General features: G+C 38.9%; 22 protein-coding genes. 3 read left to right on the forward strand and 19 right to left on the reverse strand.

All coding sequences use genetic code 11. The annotated features are described in order from the left end of the window. Positions 1 to 9 precede the first annotated feature (9 nt). Positions 10 to 1,188, reverse strand: coding sequence for a phosphopentomutase (deoB, locus tag AC1TPB_RS11295; RefSeq protein WP_482076566.1), 1,179 nt, complete (start codon positions 1,186 to 1,188; stop codon positions 10 to 12). A 387-nt stretch (positions 1,189 to 1,575) separates the two neighbouring features. Further along, complete coding sequence (locus AC1TPB_RS11300) at positions 1,576 to 1,956, reverse strand: winged helix-turn-helix transcriptional regulator (protein WP_482076567.1); 381 nt, start codon at positions 1,954 to 1,956, stop codon at positions 1,576 to 1,578. Positions 1,957 to 2,224: 268 nt separating this feature from the next. On the opposite strand from AC1TPB_RS11300, the gene AC1TPB_RS11305 reads away from it, so the two are divergent. Further along, entirely contained in the window at positions 2,225 to 2,941 is a 717-nt protein-coding gene (locus AC1TPB_RS11305; protein ID WP_482064698.1) for a 3-ketoacyl-ACP reductase, read from the forward strand. A 313-nt stretch (positions 2,942 to 3,254) separates the two neighbouring features. Here the strand turns inward: AC1TPB_RS11305 and AC1TPB_RS11310 are convergent, their stop codons facing one another. From AC1TPB_RS11310 to AC1TPB_RS11360, 11 genes are all read right to left on the reverse strand, one after another. Beyond that, complete coding sequence (locus AC1TPB_RS11310; protein WP_482076568.1) at positions 3,255 to 3,971, reverse strand: dihydropteridine reductase; 717 nt, start codon at positions 3,969 to 3,971, stop codon at positions 3,255 to 3,257. A gap of 66 nt (positions 3,972 to 4,037) precedes the next feature. Beyond that, on the reverse strand, positions 4,038 to 5,837 hold the full coding sequence (locus AC1TPB_RS11315) for an ABC transporter ATP-binding protein (RefSeq protein ID WP_482076569.1): 1,800 nt from the start codon (positions 5,835 to 5,837) through the stop codon (positions 4,038 to 4,040). Next, positions 5,815 to 7,566 (reverse strand): ABC transporter ATP-binding protein, encoded by a 1,752-nt coding sequence (locus AC1TPB_RS11320; RefSeq protein ID WP_482076570.1) that lies wholly within the window; start codon positions 7,564 to 7,566, stop codon positions 5,815 to 5,817. Before AC1TPB_RS11320 ends, AC1TPB_RS11315 begins: the two co-directional genes overlap by 23 nt. Before the next feature lie 147 nt (positions 7,567 to 7,713). After that, positions 7,714 to 8,649, reverse strand: coding sequence for a hypothetical protein (locus AC1TPB_RS11325; RefSeq protein ID WP_482076571.1), 936 nt, complete (start codon positions 8,647 to 8,649; stop codon positions 7,714 to 7,716). Between the two features lie 319 nt (positions 8,650 to 8,968). Further along, complete coding sequence (locus AC1TPB_RS11330) at positions 8,969 to 10,663, reverse strand: type 2 periplasmic-binding domain-containing protein (protein WP_482076572.1); 1,695 nt, start codon at positions 10,661 to 10,663, stop codon at positions 8,969 to 8,971. Between the two features lie 100 nt (positions 10,664 to 10,763). After that, positions 10,764 to 11,633 carry a carbohydrate ABC transporter permease gene (locus AC1TPB_RS11335; RefSeq protein WP_482076573.1) on the reverse strand — a complete coding sequence of 290 codons (870 nt, stop codon included), beginning with the start codon at positions 11,631 to 11,633 and terminating at the stop codon, positions 10,764 to 10,766. A gap of 11 nt (positions 11,634 to 11,644) precedes the next feature. Beyond that, on the reverse strand, positions 11,645 to 12,574 hold the full coding sequence (locus AC1TPB_RS11340) for an ABC transporter permease (RefSeq protein ID WP_482076574.1): 930 nt from the start codon (positions 12,572 to 12,574) through the stop codon (positions 11,645 to 11,647). A 12-nt stretch (positions 12,575 to 12,586) separates the two neighbouring features. After that, complete coding sequence (locus AC1TPB_RS11345) at positions 12,587 to 14,530, reverse strand: alpha-glucuronidase (protein ID WP_482076575.1); 1,944 nt, start codon at positions 14,528 to 14,530, stop codon at positions 12,587 to 12,589. 247 nt (positions 14,531 to 14,777) lie between these two features. After that, the gene (locus AC1TPB_RS11350; protein WP_482076603.1) at positions 14,778 to 15,575 is read right to left on the reverse strand and encodes a helix-turn-helix domain-containing protein; all 798 of its coding nucleotides are present in this window, start codon (positions 15,573 to 15,575) and stop codon (positions 14,778 to 14,780) included. A 187-nt stretch (positions 15,576 to 15,762) separates the two neighbouring features. Next, positions 15,763 to 16,224 (reverse strand): heme-degrading domain-containing protein, encoded by a 462-nt coding sequence (locus AC1TPB_RS11355; RefSeq protein WP_482064707.1) that lies wholly within the window; start codon positions 16,222 to 16,224, stop codon positions 15,763 to 15,765. A gap of 439 nt (positions 16,225 to 16,663) precedes the next feature. Then, positions 16,664 to 17,029 (reverse strand): hypothetical protein, encoded by a 366-nt coding sequence (locus AC1TPB_RS11360; RefSeq protein ID WP_482076576.1) that lies wholly within the window; start codon positions 17,027 to 17,029, stop codon positions 16,664 to 16,666. 142 nt (positions 17,030 to 17,171) lie between these two features. Between AC1TPB_RS11360 and AC1TPB_RS11365 the strand changes: the two genes are divergently transcribed. Continuing rightward, positions 17,172 to 18,410, forward strand: coding sequence for an RNA polymerase sigma factor (locus AC1TPB_RS11365; RefSeq protein ID WP_482076577.1), 1,239 nt, complete (start codon positions 17,172 to 17,174; stop codon positions 18,408 to 18,410). A 221-nt stretch (positions 18,411 to 18,631) separates the two neighbouring features. Here the strand turns inward: AC1TPB_RS11365 and AC1TPB_RS11370 are convergent, their stop codons facing one another. From AC1TPB_RS11370 to AC1TPB_RS11390, 5 genes are all read right to left on the reverse strand, one after another. Next, positions 18,632 to 19,009: an ASCH domain-containing protein gene (locus tag AC1TPB_RS11370; protein WP_482076578.1), complete on the reverse strand. Its 378-nt coding sequence runs from the start codon at positions 19,007 to 19,009 to the stop codon at positions 18,632 to 18,634. Positions 19,010 to 19,533: 524 nt separating this feature from the next. Next, positions 19,534 to 19,770 carry a helix-turn-helix domain-containing protein gene (locus tag AC1TPB_RS11375; RefSeq protein WP_482076579.1) on the reverse strand — a complete coding sequence of 79 codons (237 nt, stop codon included), beginning with the start codon at positions 19,768 to 19,770 and terminating at the stop codon, positions 19,534 to 19,536. 343 nt (positions 19,771 to 20,113) lie between these two features. Then, positions 20,114 to 20,536: a hypothetical protein gene (locus tag AC1TPB_RS11380; RefSeq protein ID WP_482076580.1), complete on the reverse strand. Its 423-nt coding sequence runs from the start codon at positions 20,534 to 20,536 to the stop codon at positions 20,114 to 20,116. Further along, a complete protein-coding gene (locus AC1TPB_RS11385) occupies positions 20,517 to 20,990 on the reverse strand; it encodes a MerR family transcriptional regulator (RefSeq protein WP_482064709.1) in 474 nt (157 codons plus the stop codon). Before AC1TPB_RS11385 ends, AC1TPB_RS11380 begins: the two co-directional genes overlap by 20 nt. 215 nt (positions 20,991 to 21,205) lie before the next feature. Then, positions 21,206 to 21,436, reverse strand: coding sequence for an HD-GYP domain-containing protein (locus AC1TPB_RS11390; RefSeq protein ID WP_482076581.1), 231 nt, complete (start codon positions 21,434 to 21,436; stop codon positions 21,206 to 21,208). A gap of 172 nt (positions 21,437 to 21,608) precedes the next feature. Here AC1TPB_RS11390 and AC1TPB_RS11395 point away from each other — a divergent pair, with 172 nt between their 5' ends. Next, complete coding sequence (locus AC1TPB_RS11395; RefSeq protein WP_482076582.1) at positions 21,609 to 21,968, forward strand: hypothetical protein; 360 nt, start codon at positions 21,609 to 21,611, stop codon at positions 21,966 to 21,968. Between the two features lie 86 nt (positions 21,969 to 22,054). Here the strand turns inward: AC1TPB_RS11395 and AC1TPB_RS11400 are convergent, their stop codons facing one another. Beyond that, positions 22,055 to 23,053, reverse strand: coding sequence for a protoglobin domain-containing protein (locus AC1TPB_RS11400; protein WP_482076583.1), 999 nt, complete (start codon positions 23,051 to 23,053; stop codon positions 22,055 to 22,057). Positions 23,054 to 23,646 lie beyond the last annotated feature (593 nt).

Below are 23,646 nucleotides of genomic sequence, written 5' to 3' on the forward strand. Positions count from 1 at the left end.
TTATTCCCTTTATTTTAGAATTTTCAAGAATGAATCACCGTTTTCAGGCATTTCTACAGCAAAATTATGTGCTATAGTTGCACCAATATCGGCAAACGTGTCGTTTTCAGGTAATTTTCCGGATCCCTGTAATCGCTTAGAATACGCCAATACCGGAATATATTCGCGTGTATGGTCCGTACCACGGAATGTCGGGTCATTGCCATGATCAGCTGTAAGAATTAATAAATCATCTTCTTGGATTAGATCAAATACTTCATCTAATCGTTTATCAAATTGCTCTAATGCTTTTGCGTAGCCTTCTGGGTCACGACGGTGTCCGTATAATGCATCAAAATCAACTAAATTTAAGAAGCTTAAGCCTGTAAAATCCTTCTTGATGACTTCTAATAATTTGTCCATACCATCCATATTACTTTTCGTAAGAATGGATTCTGTAACTCCTTCCCCATCAAAAATGTCATCGATTTTCCCGATAGCAATGACATCAAATCCGCCATCCTTGAGGCTATTCATAACTGTTTTTCCAAAAGGCTTTAAGGCATAGTCATGTCGATTGGGCGTTCTCGTAAAGTTCCCAGGTGTGCCAATATACGGTCTCGCAATAATACGGCCAATTAAATAAGCAGGATCTTTTGTGATTTCGCGAACCTTTTGACAAATATCATATAATTCTTCTAGTGGGATGATTTCTTCATGAGCTGCAATTTGTAGAACAGGATCTGCAGATGTATATATAATCAAATCCCCAGTATTCATTTGGTGCTCGCCAAATTCATCGAGAATAGCAGTTCCGCTTGCAGGTTTATTAGCTACTACTTTACGTCCTGTGATTTCCTCAATTTGTTGAATTAATTTATCAGGAAATCCATTTGGAAAAACATTAAAAGGTTTATCAATATTTAAGCCCATGATTTCCCAGTGACCAGTCATCGTGTCTTTACCTATGGATCTTTCTTGTAATTTAGTGTGATAGGCAAGAGGCTGATCTGAAACAGGCACACCTAGTATTTCATCAATGTTTGATAGGCCTAATTTCGCTAGGTTGGGTAAGTTCAAACCATTCATATGTTCGGCAATATGTTGCAGAGTATGTGAGCCAACATCATTAAATTTAGCTGCATCTTTTGCTTCACCAATGCCCACTGAATCCATAACAACTAAATGGATACGCTTGAATGTCTTCATGCTACTTTTCCTCCTAAAATTTTTTTTGATGGAGCTGAATGTGCTTTCAGAGCGATAAAAATGTCACTTCGAAAGCATTCACTAAAATTTCATTTCTTATTATAGTTTAAAGCAACTGGATTATTTCTTACAAAGCACTTTTCAATGTCATTCAATTCAACTTGTATGTTTTTTATACAAGTTTAAAATATCATACTTTCTTCTCTAATGCAAGCACTTTCATAAGTTCACAAAAGTTATACTACTTGTTGTTTCGAAACTAATTTAGCGGAAATAAAGCCGATCGATAATCAGGAGGAAATCCCGAAAATCGGTCGGCTCAGCGGCAATCTTATTGGGATAAGTGGCAGACTTTGTGTGTGGAATTGGAAATGATCTCGTTTTTTCTTATTCCAAATCATTGTTTTCTTGTTTAATTTGATCTATTCGCTTTTTTCCCCATTCATACATCATCTCTACGATCGGTAATAACGTCATTCCAAGTTCAGTCATTGAATATTCGACTTTCGGTGGAACTTCTGGATACACTTCTCTATGAACAATTCCATCTTCTATCAGATCACGTAATTGGTTTGTTAATATTTTATGGGATACTTTCGGGAAAAGTCTCTGAAGTTCACTGAAGCGATGTGGTCCTTCTACACCTAAATGCCATAAAATAACAACCTTCCATTTTCCGCTAATAATCGATAAGGTAAGTTCTTTTTCACAATGATAATCATGATTTAATATTCTCCCTTTAATTTCATTTCTTAATGTATCTGCCATGGGAGATAACCCCTTTTCTTATAGTAGTAACCTTTTGGTAACCTACGCACAAAAAAGTGCATTCTTCACAATGTCGAGAATCGAAGGTACAATGAAGTTAGTCTTAAATATAAATCTTTATCCATTAAACATCTATGAGTAATACAATCTTAGTTAATTATAACACCAGAACAGTGTTATCAAACTCACCTTACTCATTATTAAAATGTTTAGTTTAATAAATTTATTTTGGAAATAATAAATCTATCTCATCTAAAGGAGCATAAACATGCAATCAATTACAGGAAAAGTGGCGTTAATTACAGGAGCAGGACGTGGCATTGGACGTGCAACAGCAGTAGCTTTCGCCAAAGAAGGTATTCATGTAGGTCTTGTTGGACGTACACTTGAAAATTTACAACAAGTTGCAGAGGAGCTTAAACAGTATGACGTGAAGGTGGCAATCGCGGCAGCGGATGTAGCGGATTTAGACTCTATCACAGCAGCGGTTGAATCAATTCGTGGCGAGCTCGGTGCAATCGATATTTTAGTGAATAATGCCGGCATTGCAAAATTCGGTAGCTTCATGGACTTAACGCCTGAAGAATGGACAAATATTATCGATGTCAACGTAAAAGGTGTGTACTATACAACACGTGCGGTATTACCAGAAATGATAGAGCGCAACACAGGCGACATCATTAACATCTCATCAACAGCTGGCCAAAGAAGTGCACCAACTACAAGTGCATACGCGGCTTCAAAAGCTGCAGTTATTGGACTAAGTGAGTCATTAATGCTTGAAGTGCGTAAGAAAAATATTCGTGTGACAACGTTAACACCGAGTACAGTTGCAACTGATATGGCTGTTGAGTTAAATTTAACAGACGGCAATTCAGAAAATGTGATGCAAGCAGAAGATTTGGCAGAATTAATGGTTGCACAGTTAAAACTTCATCCACGTGTTCTATTAAAACACGCAGGACTTTGGTCGACGAACCCTTAATAGAACTAATTGAAATATCAAGACGCTATCCGATGTATTTTGGATGGCGTCTTTCCTTTTTAGAATAAAAATATCTTATAGGGATACTTGTCCCAATGCAAATAAGTTTGTCACTCCCATAGGCCTTCCCACCCTTCCCCTCCTATCTTCCCCCTACCCTTAAATGTAATTTAGGTTTGACGTGAAGCCCGAAAAAAACACGAGAAACAAAAAGAACGAGAAAAAAGCCGAGCGATAATCAGGAGGAAATCCCGAAAATCGATCGGCTCAGCGGCAAACTTATTTGGTTTACCAAGCAAATATTTCATCTCACTTAAATTGGCAATTCAAATGATAAAAACTCAGGTAATTGTTGTTCACGCTTGTCGAGCACAATCTGTTCTGGCTTGATGCCCTGCTCACGCAGTACTTCAATGTTCTGCACGAGGAACTCGTCGCTGCCGACAACATAGAAGAGTCCATCCTTGTCTGCAGCAAGATTTTTCACTTCTTCATAGTAGTCTTTACGGTTATCGACGAACTGTGATGTGAACTTCTTGTCAGATGCGGATTCAAAAATATTAGTGAATAAGAATTTTTTTGATGAATCGATGTTCAGGGAATGAATTTGATTGACGTTGTCAGCACGTTCCAAATAATCAAGTACAAGCGGTCTGAAAGTTGCCAGACCGACACCTGATGACAGCAGATAAACATTTTTGTTCTCTCTTTTAAGCGGTACATTCGAATGAGTTTTAAATATTGCAACTTCATTGCCGACTTCAAGATCTCTTAAAATCGCTTTAAACTGGGAGCACTGCTCTCTGATACGTGTTGTGATACCGATTGAATTTTCGTGCGGTAAAGTAGAGATTGACATATGGCGAATCAGGCTACGATTTGGTTTATCTCCGGCATTAAAACCTTCCAGTGCGAAGTGGGTGTGGGAACCTTCTTCCCATGTAAACCCTTCCGGACAGTCGAGCAGGTACGTTCTAACCTCAGGCGTTTCTTCAATAATCTTATTTATTTTAATCCAATATATTTGCATTATATATTCTCCTTACTCAATTATAGCTATCGTTACTATCTAGTATACAGTAAGTGATAACAATTCTCAATTAAACAAATTGACTATTTCAGATAATTTATACTCATCGGGACTAATAGCGTCGTTTTGTTTTCCGCGATTTCCACCTGCTATATACTGATTTTTGAAAAGCAAATCATAGGTTTCGTTTCTGTTACGTAGATTTTCATGGGTATCAAAAGCTACCATTGCACCATCTTTTAAAACCATCACCTTGTCGCAGTCCAAAATAGTAGATAAACGGTGAGCAATGGAAATCATCGTTTTCCCCGATGAAAGGCTCTTGAGTTCTGTAATGATGTCATTCTCATTTTCGTTGTCAAGAGCGCTTGTACTTTCGTCAAAAATGATGATGTCCCTGTCCTGTAAAATCGCACGGGCAATAGATAGGCGCTGTCTCTGGCCCCCTGAAAGTTTTACACCTTTTTCTCCGATTATCGTATCCAATTTATTCTCCAAGGTTTCAATAAATTCATAAATACTTGCTCTGCGGCAGCACTCTATCAATTCCGCATCGATTGCGTCGGCCTTTGCCAGCAATAGGTTTTCTCTGATCGTCATATTGAAAAGAACCGGTTCCTGCACAACTATACTAACTTTTTCTGACAGACTCTCGCTGTTCACAGTATATATATCAATGCCACCAATGCGTATAATACCACCTTGCGGTTTAATCTTACCTGTCAACAGTTTAGCGATGGTAGACTTGCCGCTGCCGCTTTTTCCGACAATTGCCAGATGTTCACCCTTGCTCACGGAGAACGAAATACCGTCAATAGCAAATGAATCGTTCCCCTCATATGTAAATTTCAAATTTTCAACATTAATATCTGTCCCATCAATTTTCTTATAGGGTCTCTGAGCTACTTCTAAATTCAGTATCTCGACAACTTTTTCGATATTCACCGAATCATTCTTGAAGTTTATTATGGAGTTACTAATGTTTTCTATATTCCCGAAAAACTGCCCGTAAAAGCTGATAAAAACGAGCAGCACACCGACTTGCGAGTAACCATTAATTACGAATAATCCGCCAATAAAATAGATAAACAACTGGGTAATGAAATTTTTCGTGAAGAACGAATAGGTAATCCCTAGATGCGAATAGAGCTGGCTTAGAAACCAAATAGGCCTTATCTTCTTATAGTGTCCGTTTAATTCATCAAGTTGCGCGTCCTCAAGGTTGTTGATCTTGACATCTTTCCAGTTTTGAATATTCGAGTGTAAAAAGGTTTCATATTTTGTTTCCAGTTTCCACAGTTCCTCTTTCGCTTTCTTCGATTTTCCTCCCAAAAAATTAACCGTTAACAAAGATATCGGAACAAAAACAAAACTGAGAAGCGCGATCCGCCAGTCGTAACATAGCAAAATAACCGCCAGCGCAACAGCGTAAACGACGCCGTAAATAAAATCTAATATATGGGTCGTAAAAAAATTCTCGGCAACAGTAGAATCTCTTTCAATCCGACTCTTAATGTCACCAATGCTATATTTGCTATATACATCATGATCAAGGTTGGTATACTTTTTCAGCAATTTATTCTTTATTCTCAGGTCATATTTCAGTATTAACCGGTTTGAAAACCTCTTACTGACGGTGATCCCGATTGTCGCGAACAGGAAAACAGCCAGATAACCGATGATGACAGGCGAAAGCTCATTCATATTTTTATCCACTAAAACGCGATTCACCAAAAACGAGTACAAGAACAAAGGGATAAGCCCGAATATTAAGTTCCACACCTTGAAAAAGCCAAGCGCAATCAACGGCTTGTTAATGCCATCTATATCCCGAGTTAATGCCTTAAAGGTTTCCAACCGGTTCATACGCTTCATCTCCTATGTACTGTTCGCGGAATAAGTCTATATACGTTTCATTACTTTTAATCAGTTCGTCGTGAGTATCAAAACCTGCGACAACGCCGTCCGCTAAAACCGCGATTTTATCACAGTTTTTGATGGTGGAAAAACGGTGGGCGATTATAATAAGCGTCCGATCTTGCGACATATCCCTCATCATGTTCCTAATAAGCGCTTCGTTCTGGCTGTCAAGGAACGATGTGGCTTCATCAAAGATCAAAAGCTTGGGATTCTTGATTAATATTCTGGCGATAGCCAGACGCTGCTTCTGACCGCCGGATAATTCTTGCCCATCAGTTCCAAGTAGCGTGTCCAGTCCGCTTGGAAGTGTCAGGAAAACATCATAAAGGGCGGATTTCTTAAGCGCTTCCAGTAATGCGTCATCATGATCCTTGTTGTTCGTAAATGAAAGATTGTAACGTAGCGTATGATCGTAAAGGATTGTCTCCTGATGGACAATACCCACCTGGCTCCGCAAGCTATGTAGGTTATATTCATTGATATTCATTCCATCTATCAGAAGCTCGCCGCCGTCAACGTTATATAAATTGTAGAGCAGATTCGCCATCGATGTTTTGCCTGCGCCGCTCTTTCCGACAATGCCAATTGTGCTTCCTGCATCAATACGGAGATTGAATCCGTTCAGAACATGCTTATCTTCGGTGTACCCAAATGTGACATTGTTAAATTCAATCGTGCCATCCTTAATTTGTTTCGGAGGATGGCTTTCTTTATAATCTTCTTCATCTTCATTCAGAATCTCCACGACACGTTGTATGGAGACCAGTTGCTTCCCCACATCCATAATTTTACCGTTAATGGAGCTGAAGAAGCTCACAGCCATATTGAAATAACTTACAGCGGCTACAAAAACGCCAAGCTGCATGTGGCCTTTAACAATGAAATAGGCACAGGTCACAAATATCATCAGTTGTGCGATAAGCGTGATGAACGAATTTACCCTTTCTGCCGTCACGTCGATTCTTTCACTTACCACGTTCATTTTATTGATGGCTGTCGTTTTTCTTAAATAAAACCTCGTTACTTGTTTACGTGCGTTAAGGATTTTTATCTCCTGCAAATTTTTCACGATTTCAAACAAGTAAGAGGATAGTTTGCCCTGTTCCTTTGATATGTCCTTCCTGACATTTTGCGTTTTTTTCTTGAAATGTTTCGAGGTAAAGAACACGACAGGAACCAGAACGACTGTAAAAACTCCCAAAAGTAGATTGTAGTAAAACATGAAGCCGACAGCGAATAGTATATGTAAAAAGTTAGAATATCCCCAAAGACCGCTCCAGAATACGAGATTCATAATATCCTTGGTGTCGTTGTTCATTCGGCTGATCATATCTCCGCTGTACATCCCGGAGAGGTCTTTCCCTTTTTTATGTAATATCTTTTTTAACAGAGCCCGCCGTATATCAAAGACAAAACCCGTCATCAATTGTGACTGAATGAGATTGTTTAACGTCGCAACGACAAACTGATTGACAAAGAGGATGCTGGCATAGATAAGACACAAATTCAAAAAGGCGGTCATGTCTTTATCATAAAAAGCGATATTAACAAGTTTCCCGTTGAGGAACGGATAGATCAAATTAGTCAACGTCATTAATGTAGTGATGATGAAGCCACATAAAAATACCCATTTGTGCATCAACACAAATTTTGTGAGCCATTGCCTTGTTGTCATACATACACCTCACTTATCTATAGCAGATATGGATAACGCACACACATCTTTAGCATTCAATTTTTCATCTTCATCCGAGCAAAATGAATCATCTCTGCTGTCATGCCATTCTTTTCAACTTTTCGATTTTCAATCCTATCATTATTTCTATAATGATAGGATTGCTGATTCAATATCGCTTTCTACATCCACAAGTAGCTCCAGTGTTTCGGCGACCTCATCCCATCTTTTTGAAACAGCAAAGGTTTGGCATTTACCAAACAGTTGGGCTTGTTTATCTTTTAATAATGATAGTTGTTCGTTTCTGCTTTTGAAAAAGATTGAAAAATCAAGAGCTCGTCTTGCTCCTAATGGAAAAGCAAAGTGAATGAAATGTCCAATTTCTCGATTAGAGATATTTCCGCCTTTAATCTGGGCAGCCTTTAATCGAATTGCCTTTTTGCCTACTAACCTTTTTTCCTTAACGGCAAAATTGTTTTGGTCATGATAGCTCGCTTTAAATAATTGGATCGCCGTTTCATATATTTCTTCTGATGTAGGATTTGATACTCGTATTGGCGTGACCCAGGAACGAAACGAACCACTACTCCAAATGATTTTCTCTGCTTTCCAAGCTATTTCTAATTGTTCAAAAGGTAGCCATACAAAAGGAAAGCCTGCTGGATCGTGCAATAATATCTCTTTATCATTGAATTCTAAAGCCAAAGCATAATGGTCAGATCCACCTAAATAGTGATGGTTCGGATTATAGGTTAGATAGCCCATATCTAATGGTCCTAGCATAACAGGCGATCTTGTTAGATCATCTTTCAATTCATTTAATGGGATCGATTCTCCATCTTTACATACCTTTTCGATCACTTTAAAGCCTAGTATTTCAAAAGCATGGTTTATTCCTTTGTCGGGGCTACTTGTACAGTTATCGAAAAAAAGTAAATTGTTATCGACTTCAATGGAAGCTCCCAGCGCAAATCCCGTAAGAACTTCGATTAATGAAGGAGAAATATCTTCCCCAATCGTAGACAACAGCATCGAAGCCGAATTGGCGTAACAATAAGCGCCATTCCCATTATACACCGTCATTTAACCATCCCTCTCCAATTATTATTAAAAGATCCGCTATCTTAATTTTCATAAATCGCCTTCACCAATAAGAACGTGTGTTCCTTTTCAATTATATACCAATATATTGTAATTGCAACTAAAAAGTAGGAATTTGAGATGTTTGATTGAGCGGAACCTGGGGGAAAGTGTCAGAAAAAAACCGAGCGAGATTCAGGAGGAAATCCCGAAAATCGATCGGCTCGTGAGCAAACTTCTTTGGATAATTGGTGAAATTTGTGTATTGGGTTCAAACTTGAATACATGGGAATATCAAGGTAATGGGGTAATCAGAAAAATGCTATTTCAGCATGGTTTCATTACCGAAATATTTCTCCCAAGCAGCTGTTCGCTCATCGATAATCGCTTGACCGCCTGAACCGAGGTAATCCTTCATACCTGAATCATATACATCGTCAAATTTGTCAACAGGTGCCACAACAGCCTTGTTCAAGATCGTATCACGTTTCTCTTTAAGTGCTTGACCTTGCCCGTCTTCTGCCTTGATTTCACCTACATTGGCATTTTTGCCTACACGTCCCTCATGAGTTGTAATTTGACTTGCGATCTCAATATATTTTGAGTCAACACCAGCATAAGCGTTGGCCATTGACTTGACTGTCTTATCAGGATCGCCAAGGTCAAGACCATTGCTTGTGATCGTGTAGTCAATGTTTGCTGGAGAGTTCATAATTTTCTCGCCTGTTGCTGCAAGTGTCTTCACGGAACCGTCAGGCAACGTCTCGTGAGTAACGCCTTCTTCTCCAATTTGCAAGAATACGCGATTTTCAAGTTTGGAAATCCAATCCACATAGAGCAGAGAAGCAATTGGTTCTTTGTTTGTAGCTGGGAAAAATATTTTACGGTCAACAGGACCTGATAAAAACTTCTTATAAACACCAGCATCGTTGGCAAATGGTTCAATAGCAATATAAGCTGCATCTGGGCCAACAAGCCGCTGAAGATTTGCAGTAATACTGTCCTCGCCGTCACGATACGGGTAATCCCAGTTGTGTATAAACGCGCCCACATAGCCCGCTTTCATGAAATTATCCTCCGTTTTATCTCCGGCAGGATAAAGTGCGAAATCTTTCCAAATCAGACCTTCGTTATACCAGTTGTTCAACGTTTGTATGCCTTCTTTGTAATTCGGATAAAGGAATTTTCGATCGTCAAAGTCGTGAATGAAGATGTCCTTGTCTGTCATATCATTGGGCACGAATGACGAAGTCAAATGATCTGAACGCCAGCCGATGTCATAGCTCGTTGAAAAAGGAATCATCTTATCAGCATCTGCTCCTAAAAGTGTAGAAGCGTTGTCTTTAAATGCTATGAGCATGCTTTCAAATTCTTGTAACGTTGTTGGCGCTTCGAGTTTGAGCGTCTTTAACCAATCCTCGCGCACAAATGTATTAATACGGTTAAGGTTGTTTAAACGAGTTTCCAATGCCCACAAGGTTCCTGTGTCAGGATCCTTATCCCAATAAATGTTTGCTTCAGTTAGATACTCCCACATGTTTGGCAGTAGGTCTTTGTTATCTTCGACAAGGGGGCCTAGGTCAAGGATACCACCCATATTGGCATACGTTTGAACTGTTGAATAAGAGTAGGTGAGACCGATATCCGGCGCTTGACCCGCTGCCAAAAGGTTGTTAATCACTTCGCCCTCTGTCCAACGTGGAACAGGAACAAAAGTAACGTCTACATTATGGTCACGAAGCATTCCGTCTTTGATGTATTGTGTATAAAAGTTGTCCTCTGGTTTGGATCCCCCGTCATTACCACGGTCATAGATCTCAACTGTAATCTTACGAGTCTCCTTGAATTTCAAATTGGAATCGAGACCTAACTCTTCTAGTCTTGCATCGTTGCTGTCTCCAGCGTTATTAGATGTAGGTGCTGAAGAAGCTGGTGGTGTTGGTGAAGCTGACGGTGCTGGTTTGTCGCTGGTACATCCTGTAATTAAAATTGCAGTACTAATCGTCAGAACGGACAACGCTTTACGTAAACCCATGTTTGTTCCCCCTCATTTTTATTTACTATTTTGGATTAATCTATAAAAATTGACATAGCCAATTTCTATCATGCGTTAAACATTAACCTTTTACCGCTCCGATTGTAACACCGGAGATAAAGTATCTCTGCAGCCACGGATATACGAGCAAAATCGGAATAGTTGCAAACATAACTGTTGCTGATTTAATCGTTTCAGATAGGCCTGGGCTTGAAAAGCCTTCCTGTGTAGCAACCTCAACACTGCTGATACTATTAAGTATGTTGTAAAGCAGTAATTGTATAGGGAAGTAAGTTCTATCGGACATAAACATCAAGGCATCCGAGAATCCGTTCCAGCGACCTACCGCATAGAAAAGTGCCAACGTTGCAAGCACAGGAGTAGACAGTGGTAGATAGATGTTGATGAGTACCCTAAGCGGTCCTGCCCCATCAAGTTCAGCGGATTCTCTAAGACTCTCTGGAATCCCGAAGAAAAAGCTACGCATGATAATGACATAAAATACACCAATGGAGCCCGGCAGAATCAGTACCAACGGATTATTGAGCAAGTGCAGCTCTTTCAACAGCAAATAGGTCGGAATTGTGCCTGCACTAAAGTACATTGTAAAGATAACAAGTCCTAAGATAATGCTTTTCCCTTTCAGTTTGTCATATATAAGCGGGTATGCACACATAATCGTCATAAACATCGACCAAAGTGTGCAGATCACAGTTAGTATTGCTGTCCACAACAACGACCATGTGTATTTGGAATCTCCAAGTACAGTCAAATAAGCATCGAAATTCAGTCCTACAGGTAGAAGTAAAACTTCATTTCTCACCAAGGCATCCGCTGAGCTTAAGGATCGTGCCAATATATTCAACAACGGCAGGAGACAGACTAAAATAAGAAATATACAAAATATAGCGATCATCCAGTCTCCAATTTTAGTGCTTTTTGATTTAATCATGTTTCATCCTCCTACCAGATGCCGCGTTCGCCAGATTTTTTGGCTAGAGCGTTTGCTCCTAACAAAAATATGACGCCCACGACGGATTGAAATAAACCGACGGCAGTGGAAAGTGAAAATTGTAATCCACGAATACCGTTGTTGTATACGAATACGGAAATAACGTTAGAAACATCTGAGACTAACTTATTGCTGAGTGCATAAGGTCTGTCGAATTCACTACCCAAAATATGCCCCAGGCTTAAAACCAGCAAAACAATGATCGTAGGACGAAGCCCTGGCAACGTAATATGCCAAATTTTTCGTAAACGACTTGCTCCATCCACCGCTGAGGCCTCGTAAAGTTCTGGGTTAATCCCAGCAATGGCTGCCAGATAGATGATGGTATTCCAACCACAGCTTTGCCATATGCCCAGAAAAACGTAAGTGACAACCCAATACGCAGGGTCATTCAGAAACGGAATGGATTCAAAGCCTATCTTATTTATCAGGATGTTGACCAGTCCATTAGTCGGTGCGAAAAGCTGAAGCGCCATACCCGAAATGATAATCCATGATAAGAAATGCGGCATATATACAACCGTTTGGGTGAACTTCTTAAAACGCTTGAAAGCGAGTTCATTTAGGATGATCGCTAGAATAATAGGTGCAGGGAAACCAAACAATAAGTCAAGAAAATTAAGAAGTATGGTGTTTCTAAGTGCATAAAGAAAGTCACGATTGGAAAAGGCCTTAATAAAATATTCGAACCCACCATTTGCTGCCCATTCCATCGCCCATGGACTTTTTACAATACTATAGTCTTTGAATGCAATTTGAATGTAGCCCATCGGTATATATCGGAAAATGATAAAGAAGGCCATTGGGAGAAGTAGCATCGCATACAGGATCCAGTAATGTTTTATATAGCTGAGCGATTTACTTTTCTTTGTAATATCCATATCTGTACCGCCTTACCTATAAATTTTTCTTCCCTTTTTATCGTCAATTCCTGTTTTGCGATAGAAGAATGTATTCACTTGATCTCTCCACTCTCGAGCATTAAGTAGTTGAAGTTTAAGCCTCTCTTGTACCGAGTGATAGGTTTCCAGTGGAACTCGGTTCTCTAGAGTCTCCCAAGATTGTAACAATGCTTCCACTTGCTGAGCACCCTCAAAGTGACTGTCATAAATATACTGAAGCAGTGTTCGTCCGTCTTTCATTTTGTAGTCGTACCGAACTCGATGGAAAAACAGCAATAGTTCCTCCGGACAACTTTCTATATGGTCATACATCCTTTGTAGTGATTCTGGATACTGAAGTGTAAATCCCGTTCCTTTGGAAGTTCGATCGACACCAATCGCATCAAAGCTTGCTCTGTGATAAGTTCCCCAATATGAAAACTCATAGCCGTCAATATTAGGTCCGTAGTGATTATTTGGATTTACCATAAAGCCAATACCAAGAGGTGCTGTATAGCTCTCGTAAATCCCTCTAGATTTAAGCAGCATTTCCTCCACAGTTTGGCGTCCATGTTCATCTGTTTCAAATGTGATCCGAACCCACTCACGGATCAGCTCTTTAGCAGTAAGCTCCGGATTCCACGCCATTCTCCCAAAGGCATACAGATTGCACTGTGCAAGGGTGTTTCCTGTCCAGTTCAAGTTATTTCCTGTGTTTGTAACCGCTGTCATAGCAACGATTTCTTGACCAAACAAACTTTTCAACTGCTTCCCTTTATCAACTTCAGTTGACAAAATTTCTTCCCACTGAACAGCTAGGCTGAACAGATCAATTTGCTGACCAGTGTACTCCTGAGCAATTTGAAACTCAATGGCCTCGCTTGTATTCTTAAGGCTTGAGAATAGAGGTGATACGGGCTCCCTCGTCTGAAAATCTACAGGGCCATTTTTGATTTGAAGAATGACATTCTGATCAAATGTACCATCCAGTGGCTGAAAGTGCTTATAAGCCGCCATTGGACGATCGGTTTGCGTGTCTCTCCAATCCTGCTGGCAGTTATATACGAAGCAGCGCCAAAAGACCAAACCTCCAAATGGAGCGACCGCTGCGGCAATTGTATTGGCACCATCTGCCTGAGTTCGTCCGAAGGCCTCTGGACCACCTCTAAACTCTGAATCCGCTTTCACTACATAACCTAAAAAGTCCGGGATTTTATCGTATACAACCGCGGATTGAGCTTGCCAAAATTCCTTTACTCCCGCATCCAGTGGATCAGAGGTTGTAAGCCCGCCGACGAGCATCGGTGCATCAAAATGGACGGATACCAATAACCGGATGCCAAAAGGTCTAAACAATTCGGCTAGCTCTGCCAAATCAGAAAGCAATGGTTCAGCAATCAGACCAGCACTTACTTTGTCCACGTTCACATTGTTAATGCAAATCCCGTTAATTCCGATAGATGCCATCAGTCTGGCATAATTTTTAATTCTTTCTACATCGTAATCAAATTTATTATTAAGGAAAAAGAATGAATTACCAGCATAACCGCGTTCGATATGTCCTTCCATATTGTCCCAATGATTAATAATGCGATAGTCCACTGTAGGTGCGGAGTATTCACGAATCTGTTCCATGCTTTCTCCAGCGGCAAGACGGTTTAGGAAGCGATAGACACCATATAAGAGACCATTCTTACTGCCGCCTGCGATCTCGAATCCATTTTCTAGTGGGGTAAGTGAGTACCCCTCTTGCTCCAAGTCATCAACTTTCAATTGCAGTGTGTACTCATTATTTTCTTGAATTTCTCCCCATAGGCGAGTTAGTCCTAAACGGCATTCTTGATCGATAAAATCTAGATCGAGCCCTGCACTGATTCGCAAAGCTTTAGGCTCTAGACTGGTTTTTGGCTGCAGCCAAGCATTGTGTTCGGAATATATACGTTCTACGTGATCCATGTAGCACCTCTAATATAAGTATTAAAGCGTTTTCATAAACTAGAACATATAGGGTGTAAATTAATTATTTTAATCATATTAAGTTCATCGTACAGCTCCTATATAATAGCTCAAACGCTTCTGTTCTTTATATAAATTTAGCATTGAAGAACCTTTGGAGCAATAGCACGAATAAAGTTAACGAGGGCTAATTAAAGGTAACTTTTCTAAAAATACAATTGTATAACAGGTTAATTTCTAAAAAACACTATAATATATCAGGTTGATTTCTAAGACATTGTGATGGCGAATACCCTTTAATCATTTTAAATTGCTTGCGAAAGTGCGACAGATCCTTATAGCCACAGCGCTCTGCCGCTTCGCTTACGTTGCACTCGCCATTTTGCAGCATATTCTCTGCATGGTTAATTCTCGTTAGTGTCAAATATTGATTGAGTAGCATTCCCATTTCTTTTTTAAATAGTGCCCCAAAATATACCGTATTGAGCCCTACCAGATTAGCAGTCTCTTTTACAGAAATGTTGCTCGCGTAGTTTTCAGATATATAGTTGACAACCTTTTTCACTCGAAAGTCTATGCTTGTACGATCTTGTTTTAATAGAATCAGCTCATACAATCTGTGAATAATGACAAGCAGCAGACCTCTAGTTTTTATACGATACCCAGCTTCCTTACGAACCCATGCATTGGATAGCTCACGAAAGAGCCCAACAAGATCGCTTTTAATCCCAATATGCGTCAGCAAAGGAAGAGGAAGATCGGCTAGCTCTCCATTCATGCCATGGAGTGTAAAGTTAGCTGAATACAAGTTCATAAGGTCATCGACGACGCAATGGGCCATGCGAATACTTCCACGTGGAATGCAAAGAAGATCACCACGTTTTACCTCGTATGATTTTCCATTAATAATGTAAATTCCTCTTCCCTCTATAACATAGGTGAGGTCATTAAATGAAATTTTATTCTTTATAATTTCCCATGAAGGTGTGCACTTTCGATATATTAAGTAACCAATATCAGGAACGATAAGATCGTTAATTTCCACTGACAAATCGATACACCTCCCAAATAACATCTTTAATTTATACCCTATTACTATAGTTCTTCATTGTCAATTAATAAGGTCGACGTTATGAGTAAAGTAGAAGATTTCTCAATGCTAAACATCGTTTCGAATTAGTGCATCTTTTCAGGCAGACTCTCCAAAAAAAATCCATGATTCCACTCTACAGTTAACAATTCATATAGCGCCTCAAGGAGGAGATCATTAAATCATGATCTTCTTGATCCGGCAGCCCGGATACGGTAATTGTACCAACTTGCCCTACCCCTGCCACAATAAGTGGAAAACCTCCACCTGCTCCGACGTAGTCAGCAAGAGGCAATCCATAACGCTCCTCTAGCGTTGTTCCTTCCTGACGAGCAAGTAAAGCCACACGCCACGAGCTTTGTCCAAAATGCTGAACAACGTTATTTTTACGACGAATCCAGTCTTCATTTTCCGCTACAGTCCCCGCCATGGCATGGGCGAACAGCCGCTGGCCGTGACAATATATTTCTACGGTGATGTTTTTTCCGAGGCTTTTAGCTTCTTCAATAATTGTAAGTCCTACTTGCAGCGCCGTTTCATTAGTAAAATTTTTGAATATAAGCTCTTGTTCCTCTTTCTCCATTTGAATCAATTGATCCTTCATGCTTTCTCCTCCTGCTTATACGTTCCGAATAAATTCATTATATTCTCATTTTTTGTAGATTTAACAACTTAATCATAGTTCGACAAAACATTCAAAACTCCTGTACTGTCTACCTTTTCCAGCTGAATAAACGCTCAGAAGGTTGTCCATTAACTATTTGAACTATAGCGGATTAAACTGACCGTTAATCGAGAAAATGCTGCCGTACGCTGACTTAATATATTTGACCTATCGTTCTCTGTTAGCTGAACAAGCACGCTTTCTTTTATTACACAATATCGTCGTACTGTACATTAGCAAGATATAATGTGTATAATATTGGTAAAATAAATTTGGAGGTATCGACTGTGAAAAAACACTCATTACTCGGGAAAATTATTTTTTGGATAGGGTTTTTCTTGTTTCTCTTTGGATGTTTAACAAGATCAGGTACCATTGATTACAATTCTTTAATACCAAATAAATCATTAGCACTTTTATCTATCTGTATTGGAATAGTGTTATTATTATTTTCAAACATTTTCAAGAAGACCAAGGATTCAAAATTTAGATAAGATAGTTGGAATAGTTGAATAAGAAAAGGGTGCTTAACTCCTAATTGAAGTAAAGCACCCGTTAGCCATACATGCAGCGCCAGCGCCGCACCACAGATGATAGAAGTTAATGAGTTCTTCCATGAGAGTTCAATTGGTTGGGGGGTTATAAATTGAAAGATTCCAATCAAGATGAGCAAAGTCACGAGTACTATTATAAAAGTTAAGCTCCTTAGTCTCTTGCTCCATTGGTAATCCTCACTTAATACCACATAGCTGAATTGCCTTTACGCTTTGCTTTTTCGGGGTTTAAAAACAGTGGAATGACGTCGTGTAAAATTATTTTAAAATGATGTGGCTTTTTACCTCCCTTCGGTGTCTAATGAATTATAAGTTAAGGAGGAGGTACTACTGGTGTCACGAGCTCAAGACAAAAAGAAAATCCCTGTTCTTCCGGAGGAGCAGGAGCACATCCAGCATTTCGAAGCCATTTATAATCAATATCGAGATAGAATTCGAAACTATATTGCAGTAAAGACAAATTCGGCAACTGCCGATGACTTAACGCAACAAGTTTTTTTAAAAGCAATGGAAAACTTTCACTTGTTTAAGGGTAACTCCAGTATATTTACTTGGCTATTCAAAATCGCGCAAAATATTGTGAAAAACGAGTATCGTACGAGATCACGAAATAAAGAAATAGTGCATGAAGTAATCGATTTTCAGTCCCAATCGATATCCCTCGATATTGCTAGAGATGTCGATATCCGTCTTGATATTAGTGCTGCATTAGCCCGATTGAATGAATTAGATCAGCAAATCATATCATTGCGTTTTTTCGTCGATTGCACTTTATTGGAAATGTCCAAAATCATCGGGATGCCTGAAAGCGCAGTTAAGAACAGACTCTACCGTGCCTTAAACAAACTAAAAAAAGAATTAAAAGAATGGGGTGACATTACAATCATGTCTATTAAAGAATTGATATCAATTGTGGATAAAAGCGAGGCTCCCTCCAAGAATGATGGTATGAACAAGGTATACCATGACTTATTTGAAGAGTTGAAAAGCAATGTAGATCAAATTATTACAACCTATCGTCATCGACCTTCTCAGAAAATCGCTATTGAGATTTATCCGGATCTGCCCACTTTTCATCAAGCAATAAATGAGCCGGATGCGCCCAATTGGTTTATGGGAACCTATGAAGACAATAAAATTAAAATCGTATCCCCACTCAACCCAGGCCCTGAACATACGTATCAATCGGTACTACGGCACACTATAAGCTTGTTTACGATGTGGTTAGTGAAGGATATTAATCCGTTGGCACCGAAATGGCTTACACACGGGCTCGGAGGGCATGAAGCCAAACAAATGTCACAAGAATATATCCAGTATAGCACCTCCGAAGCGATTCAAAATAACGCTGTCCCTAGCTTTCAAGCGTTAACTAATGATACCTGGGATTTCGAGAAGATAGGGGGATATGGATTCTCGTACTTGATCGTAGAATATCTCATCCATTCATACAGTTTAGATGCGCTCAACAAATTCATACGCGATGCCACTGATTTCCAAGGTGCATTTCAAGTATCGGAAGCTGAGCTGCACGGGATGTGGGTGCAATATTTAAAATCTAGGCTATGTTAAATTTTAATACTAGTATTTGACCATAACAAAACCACCTTCGAAAAGGTGGTTTTGTTATGGTCTCCCATAGCTCAACAGTACACTATACATTATTCTATCTAGTACAGCCTTATAGCCCTATCATTAAACTATCCTGGCCGTTAGCCATACATGCAGCGCAAGCGTCGCACCACAGATGATGGAAGTAATTCCGTTCTTCCATGGGAGTTCAATAACGATGACTACTTTACTAATCTAAAGTGCTCGACAACTATCATTGTGTGATCATTCAATTGATAACCCTCAATTCTCAAATCCTCTTCCCACGCATATACATGATCCTTATGAAACTCTTCATACGAGGAGGAGTTTTCTCCCTTTACAGTTCGATCATCGATCTCACCGAAAGGGATTTCATACTTTTCGGTTATTTCTATCTTGCACATAAACTCACCTTTTTTACTGAAAACTTCAATTGTTTCTCCAACATCCGTTATCTCCTCTGGAAGAGCATCGTACCAGCATTTAGGAGTGCACGTAGCTGTCTTCACACCTTCAATAATTTGAAATACTAATCGTTCATCGTTTTCATCTTTTCCCCAGAAAGTTGTACGCTTCATTACACCAACCCTTCCATATATCTACCAATTATGAGCATCTAAGAAAACATGCCCTTATACATGAAGCTGTCTAACTCTAATGGTTATTTCTATATTTTCACTATCTACTGCCCTTATTGAACTATAGTTCTCCGTTAGCTCAACGCTAGGATTTGTAAGTCCTCTTTTCCCGTTAACCTATTTGATTGTAACTTTCACCTAGGTTTTTAGCAAAATTATGCAATGTAACACCGCCGATAATTGCCACGAACACAATAATACCAACAAAAAGTAAAATTCGTTTTTTCATTCTATTATTAGCTCACCTCGTTTATGAATCCTGAATATGTAATAATATAGACGCTATCTGCGATAAAAGGTTACGCTAAACTGCCCGTTCGTATTATGAGATCAACCAGTTCTTTCTGGTTGATCTCATAATACGATACCAGCTAATACTATATTTTCTCAGTCTACAAATTGTTTTCTCTAGTCTATTACTTTATTTTCTTTTAACAGCAAATACTTTTCCATTAATCTTGTTATTAATTTGATTTGAATCTAGTTTTCAGAAGTACTGTCTCTATAATTTCATTCTTATCATATTCATTAAGTTTTCTATAAACCTCAACTAACTTTTTTTCGTAATAGTCTTCATATGTAATCCCATCTTTCGAATCTACGTCGGTTAACAACCAGTTTAAATTCACATTATACTGGGTTCTAATTGACATTAACGTTTCCGCTGAAGGATTACTATTTCCCATTTCAATTTCACTCATCCATTTCTCCCCCTAAGTCAAGTTTCATATAAAAGTAAGAGAAAGCATGGGAGTTAGGTTTGATAGTGGAAAGAAATACATAAAAAAAATCAGAGGTTAAATCGAGATAAATCCAGTGTTGGCAAGGGATTACGAGGATTTTGATTGGGGAAGAAATAGAGAAAGAGATTGAAATAAATAATAAAAAGCCTAATTTCTCGTTTTTAACACCGAGAAATTAGACTTTAGTTACTTCATAAAAGCGCCCGATCGTATTATAAGGTCAGCCAGAAAATATTTTCTTTTTTTACAAACATCGTGACTTTATTTTAAGCCATATTCGGACATCTCTGTTACTGTAGTGTTAACCACCGGCCTGTTTTTTCTTCATTGTTGTGCCTAGTATGATCAAGGCAACATAGATTACGATGGCAATCGAATCTATAAACGTATCCGTAAGAGCCGATACGTCAAGTAATGCCGTTACACCAAGAATGACCATCAGTCGGACGATTAGGATCGCCGCGATCATCCATGCGGCAAAACGGATCTTCGATTGATCACTTTGGAATGACATGTAAATGAATGCGATGCCGAAGACCAGATTTTCCGCCGTTATAATGTGCCAAATATACGTGAATACCGTCCGGGTATCCATAGACATCGCCCTAATGTCGAGCGTCGACAGCACAGCGGAATGTCCGTTCCATGCATGCGTAACGGCAAACAGCATTGCAAGAACACCTGTAATCAGATAATAAAAATTTCTAACCTTGATGATGATCACAATCCTCCCTTGAAATTCCCGGTTCATTCCCCCGGATATCCTTGTAAAGCTCGCGGACGAATTCTGCCAACCGTTGATCGCTTTCGTTATTAAAATCCCTTAACGTTTCAGCTGTTAAATTGAGAAGCCGACTGACCTTTTCCAGATGGTTAATCTTCTTGCGCGTTTCTGCGTTCTTAGCATCGAGAAATGCAGCAACCTCTTCGCAGTAAGCGGAATCGATATTTTCCATCTTGCGGAAACCCAATTTCCCCTTGATTTCGTCAAGAGTAAATTCCGCATACCGCATGATATGAATATTCATCAAGTCTATGAGGTCATCCCTCGAATACATGCGATACCGATTGTCTTTCCGAGACGGCGAGACGATCCCAATCCGGTCATAATACCGAAGTGCATCTTTGGACATCCCAAGTATCTGCGAAACCTCTTGTATAGAATAAAGTTTTTCCATGAATCCAGAATAACATTTGAGTTGACTCCAATGTCAAGTAGTTTTCTGATTTTCTTATATAGTTCGAATATTGTTTTTGGGGTTCTGCCGACAAAACGCAGATATTATACGCTAAGTATGTTTAAACATAAAAAAGTCGAATTCCTGTATGCTAAGGAATTCGACTTTTTATTTCGGCTTATTAAGCTATCGCGTCATTTTCTGGAATTACAGCATTAAATAAATTGTATATTTATGTTACGCTGTAATGAATATCCCCTTCCATTTTCACGTTCGTGAAGTTGCAGAGCAACACGAGCAACTTTTGGACTTAATCCAGTTGTCTCTTTCAATAGTTCATATCCAAAGATGGTGTGCTTTTTCACAATCTCAAATTCTTTATTCGTTAGTTTTCCTGGCTTATTTAAAATATCACTTTCTACTTTCTTTCCGATAAGATGTTCCAATGCTTCCACCCCTTCCTATGTAATGGGACTATTTAATGGGACTATTTAATTATATTTCTATAGAAAATGATGTTTTTACGTGTTATAATTTCCACATATATGAATAAAAGATATATCCTTAGGAGAATCTTTTCTATCTAAAGTATGAGTTTTCAGGAGGATCATTAACATCATGAACAGTCACAAAGTCATTATTAAGGTATTAGGGGAATTAAGAGAAGGTCAGTTTGATATCAAGATTAGCCCTTGGAGATTACTCGTTGAGACTAATCGTTATTACGAGATCAAACCAGAGAGCGGTGCTGTAAAGAGGATCTATAAGGAGAAGTTAAATACTATAGTTGATGAAACAAAGTCTTATGCAAATGGTTTTCTATCTTGTTCGGCATTTTGTATAGAAGAACACATTAATGACATGCAACAGAAGATTGTTCAAAAGTTACAATTAAAAATCACAGCTTATATGAATGAGCTTCAATTAAATCAAAAGGCTATCAGTCAAGGGTATCTACTATTCCAAAACAAACAATAGTTTGAATCGTAATCCAAGATTAACGTATATTAGATATTTAAAATTTTAAAAGGAAGTTCCACATCGGAACTTCCTTTGTGCTATACTCACTTCAAATTTTCTAATTCTACCGTTACCTTTTCAATCAACTTCACGAAGGAAGCTAACTCTTGAGAGCTTGCCATCTGCTTCTTAGAATACAGTGAGTTATGTTCTGAGTCTCTTTTTACCTTATTGAGCGTAGCGTGAATATTGTTCAGCCTTTGATCAATTGTTCCTAATGAATCTTTTGAGCGGTAAGCTAACTTTCGAACTTCATTCGCAACGCCTTCAAAACCACGCCCAAACTCACCTGCTCTTGCCGCTTCAATTACGGCGTTTAAGCCTAAAAGATGCGTTTGACCCGCTACTTCCCTCATCAACGTACCCACTTGATGAATAGACTCAACCTCTTTGTCCAAATACAGCACATTCTCGTGCGTCTTCTCTTGATAATCCTCATTCTTATATGCTGAATCCTCTATCGATTCACTGCTATCTTTTAGTTGTACCATTAAAGTTACCAATTCTTGAACTGCTGAACTCACTCCTGTAAGTAAATGATTTTGCTTCTCCAACAAGCATTCCATTTTCGCTTTTTCATCCGTTTCATATGCTTCCAAAACCAATTGTGAATCCAGATTAAACATTTTAGTTAACGATAGAATAACGCCTTTCCACTCAATCGGTAATACCCGTTCAAAATGGGCTGTAGCAAGATCTAAATATAAAATGTATGTTCCCAAATACCAATTCGTTGTTAAACCAATTCTTGAATGAATCTTTCCAATAAACAGGCGTTTTTCAATGAATGCTTCATCTATCACACCAGATGCCATAGATAGAAAGTACCAGCGTTGAGTTTCTTTTAAACGTTCCAATGTACTATGTTGTTCTATTATGGCGAGAAGTTCTGGTACGGCTGTCACCTGTTCATATACTTCATCGACAAGAGTATTGACGATAAGCTTAAATTCTTTTTCCTTGCTTTTTAATAGATTCAAATCAGCCTCGGTAATACCAATATAACTGATTTGTTTTTGTCTTTCTGATCCAAGATTAATCATAATTGGGTCAACTACCCTCTCATCATGTAATTTTATAGTTGTATAGATAGTTTTGATTACGATATCATTTAATACAATATCTGGTTAAAATGGTATACATAGATAATTATAAGTACAGATTTAAGTCAGTGATATAAGTATTTCGAACTATTTCAACACCACTATTAAGAATGCAGAGAAAGAAAAAAGCCGAGAGATTGTGGAATTAAGCTCCTGCAATCTCTAGGCTCTTAAACGTAGTTCCCTGCCCTTACAATAGCTCTGCGTACTTCAACGCATGATTCCAACTCGGAAAATAGAACAACGCATTCCGCATTAACTCAGGATCATTTTTATTTACTTGTTTCTTACTCGAAGATTATCGTATTAAATGAAATTGTTGTCCCCACGCAAATGAGTTTGCAACTCCCCTCACCACCCCCAACAAATCCCGCTCTGATCTACTCCCACAAGGCTTCTCGCCACTTTTCGCCTCCCACTCTTTATCACGTTAAATAGCTAAAAATTTGAGCTGAAACCCGAAAAACACACCGAGAAAATCAAAAAAATTGAGGAAAAGCCAGATGTAGCAAGGGATTTTGGCGTTGACTTGA

The organism is Paenibacillus sp. Y951, assembly GCF_056786395.1.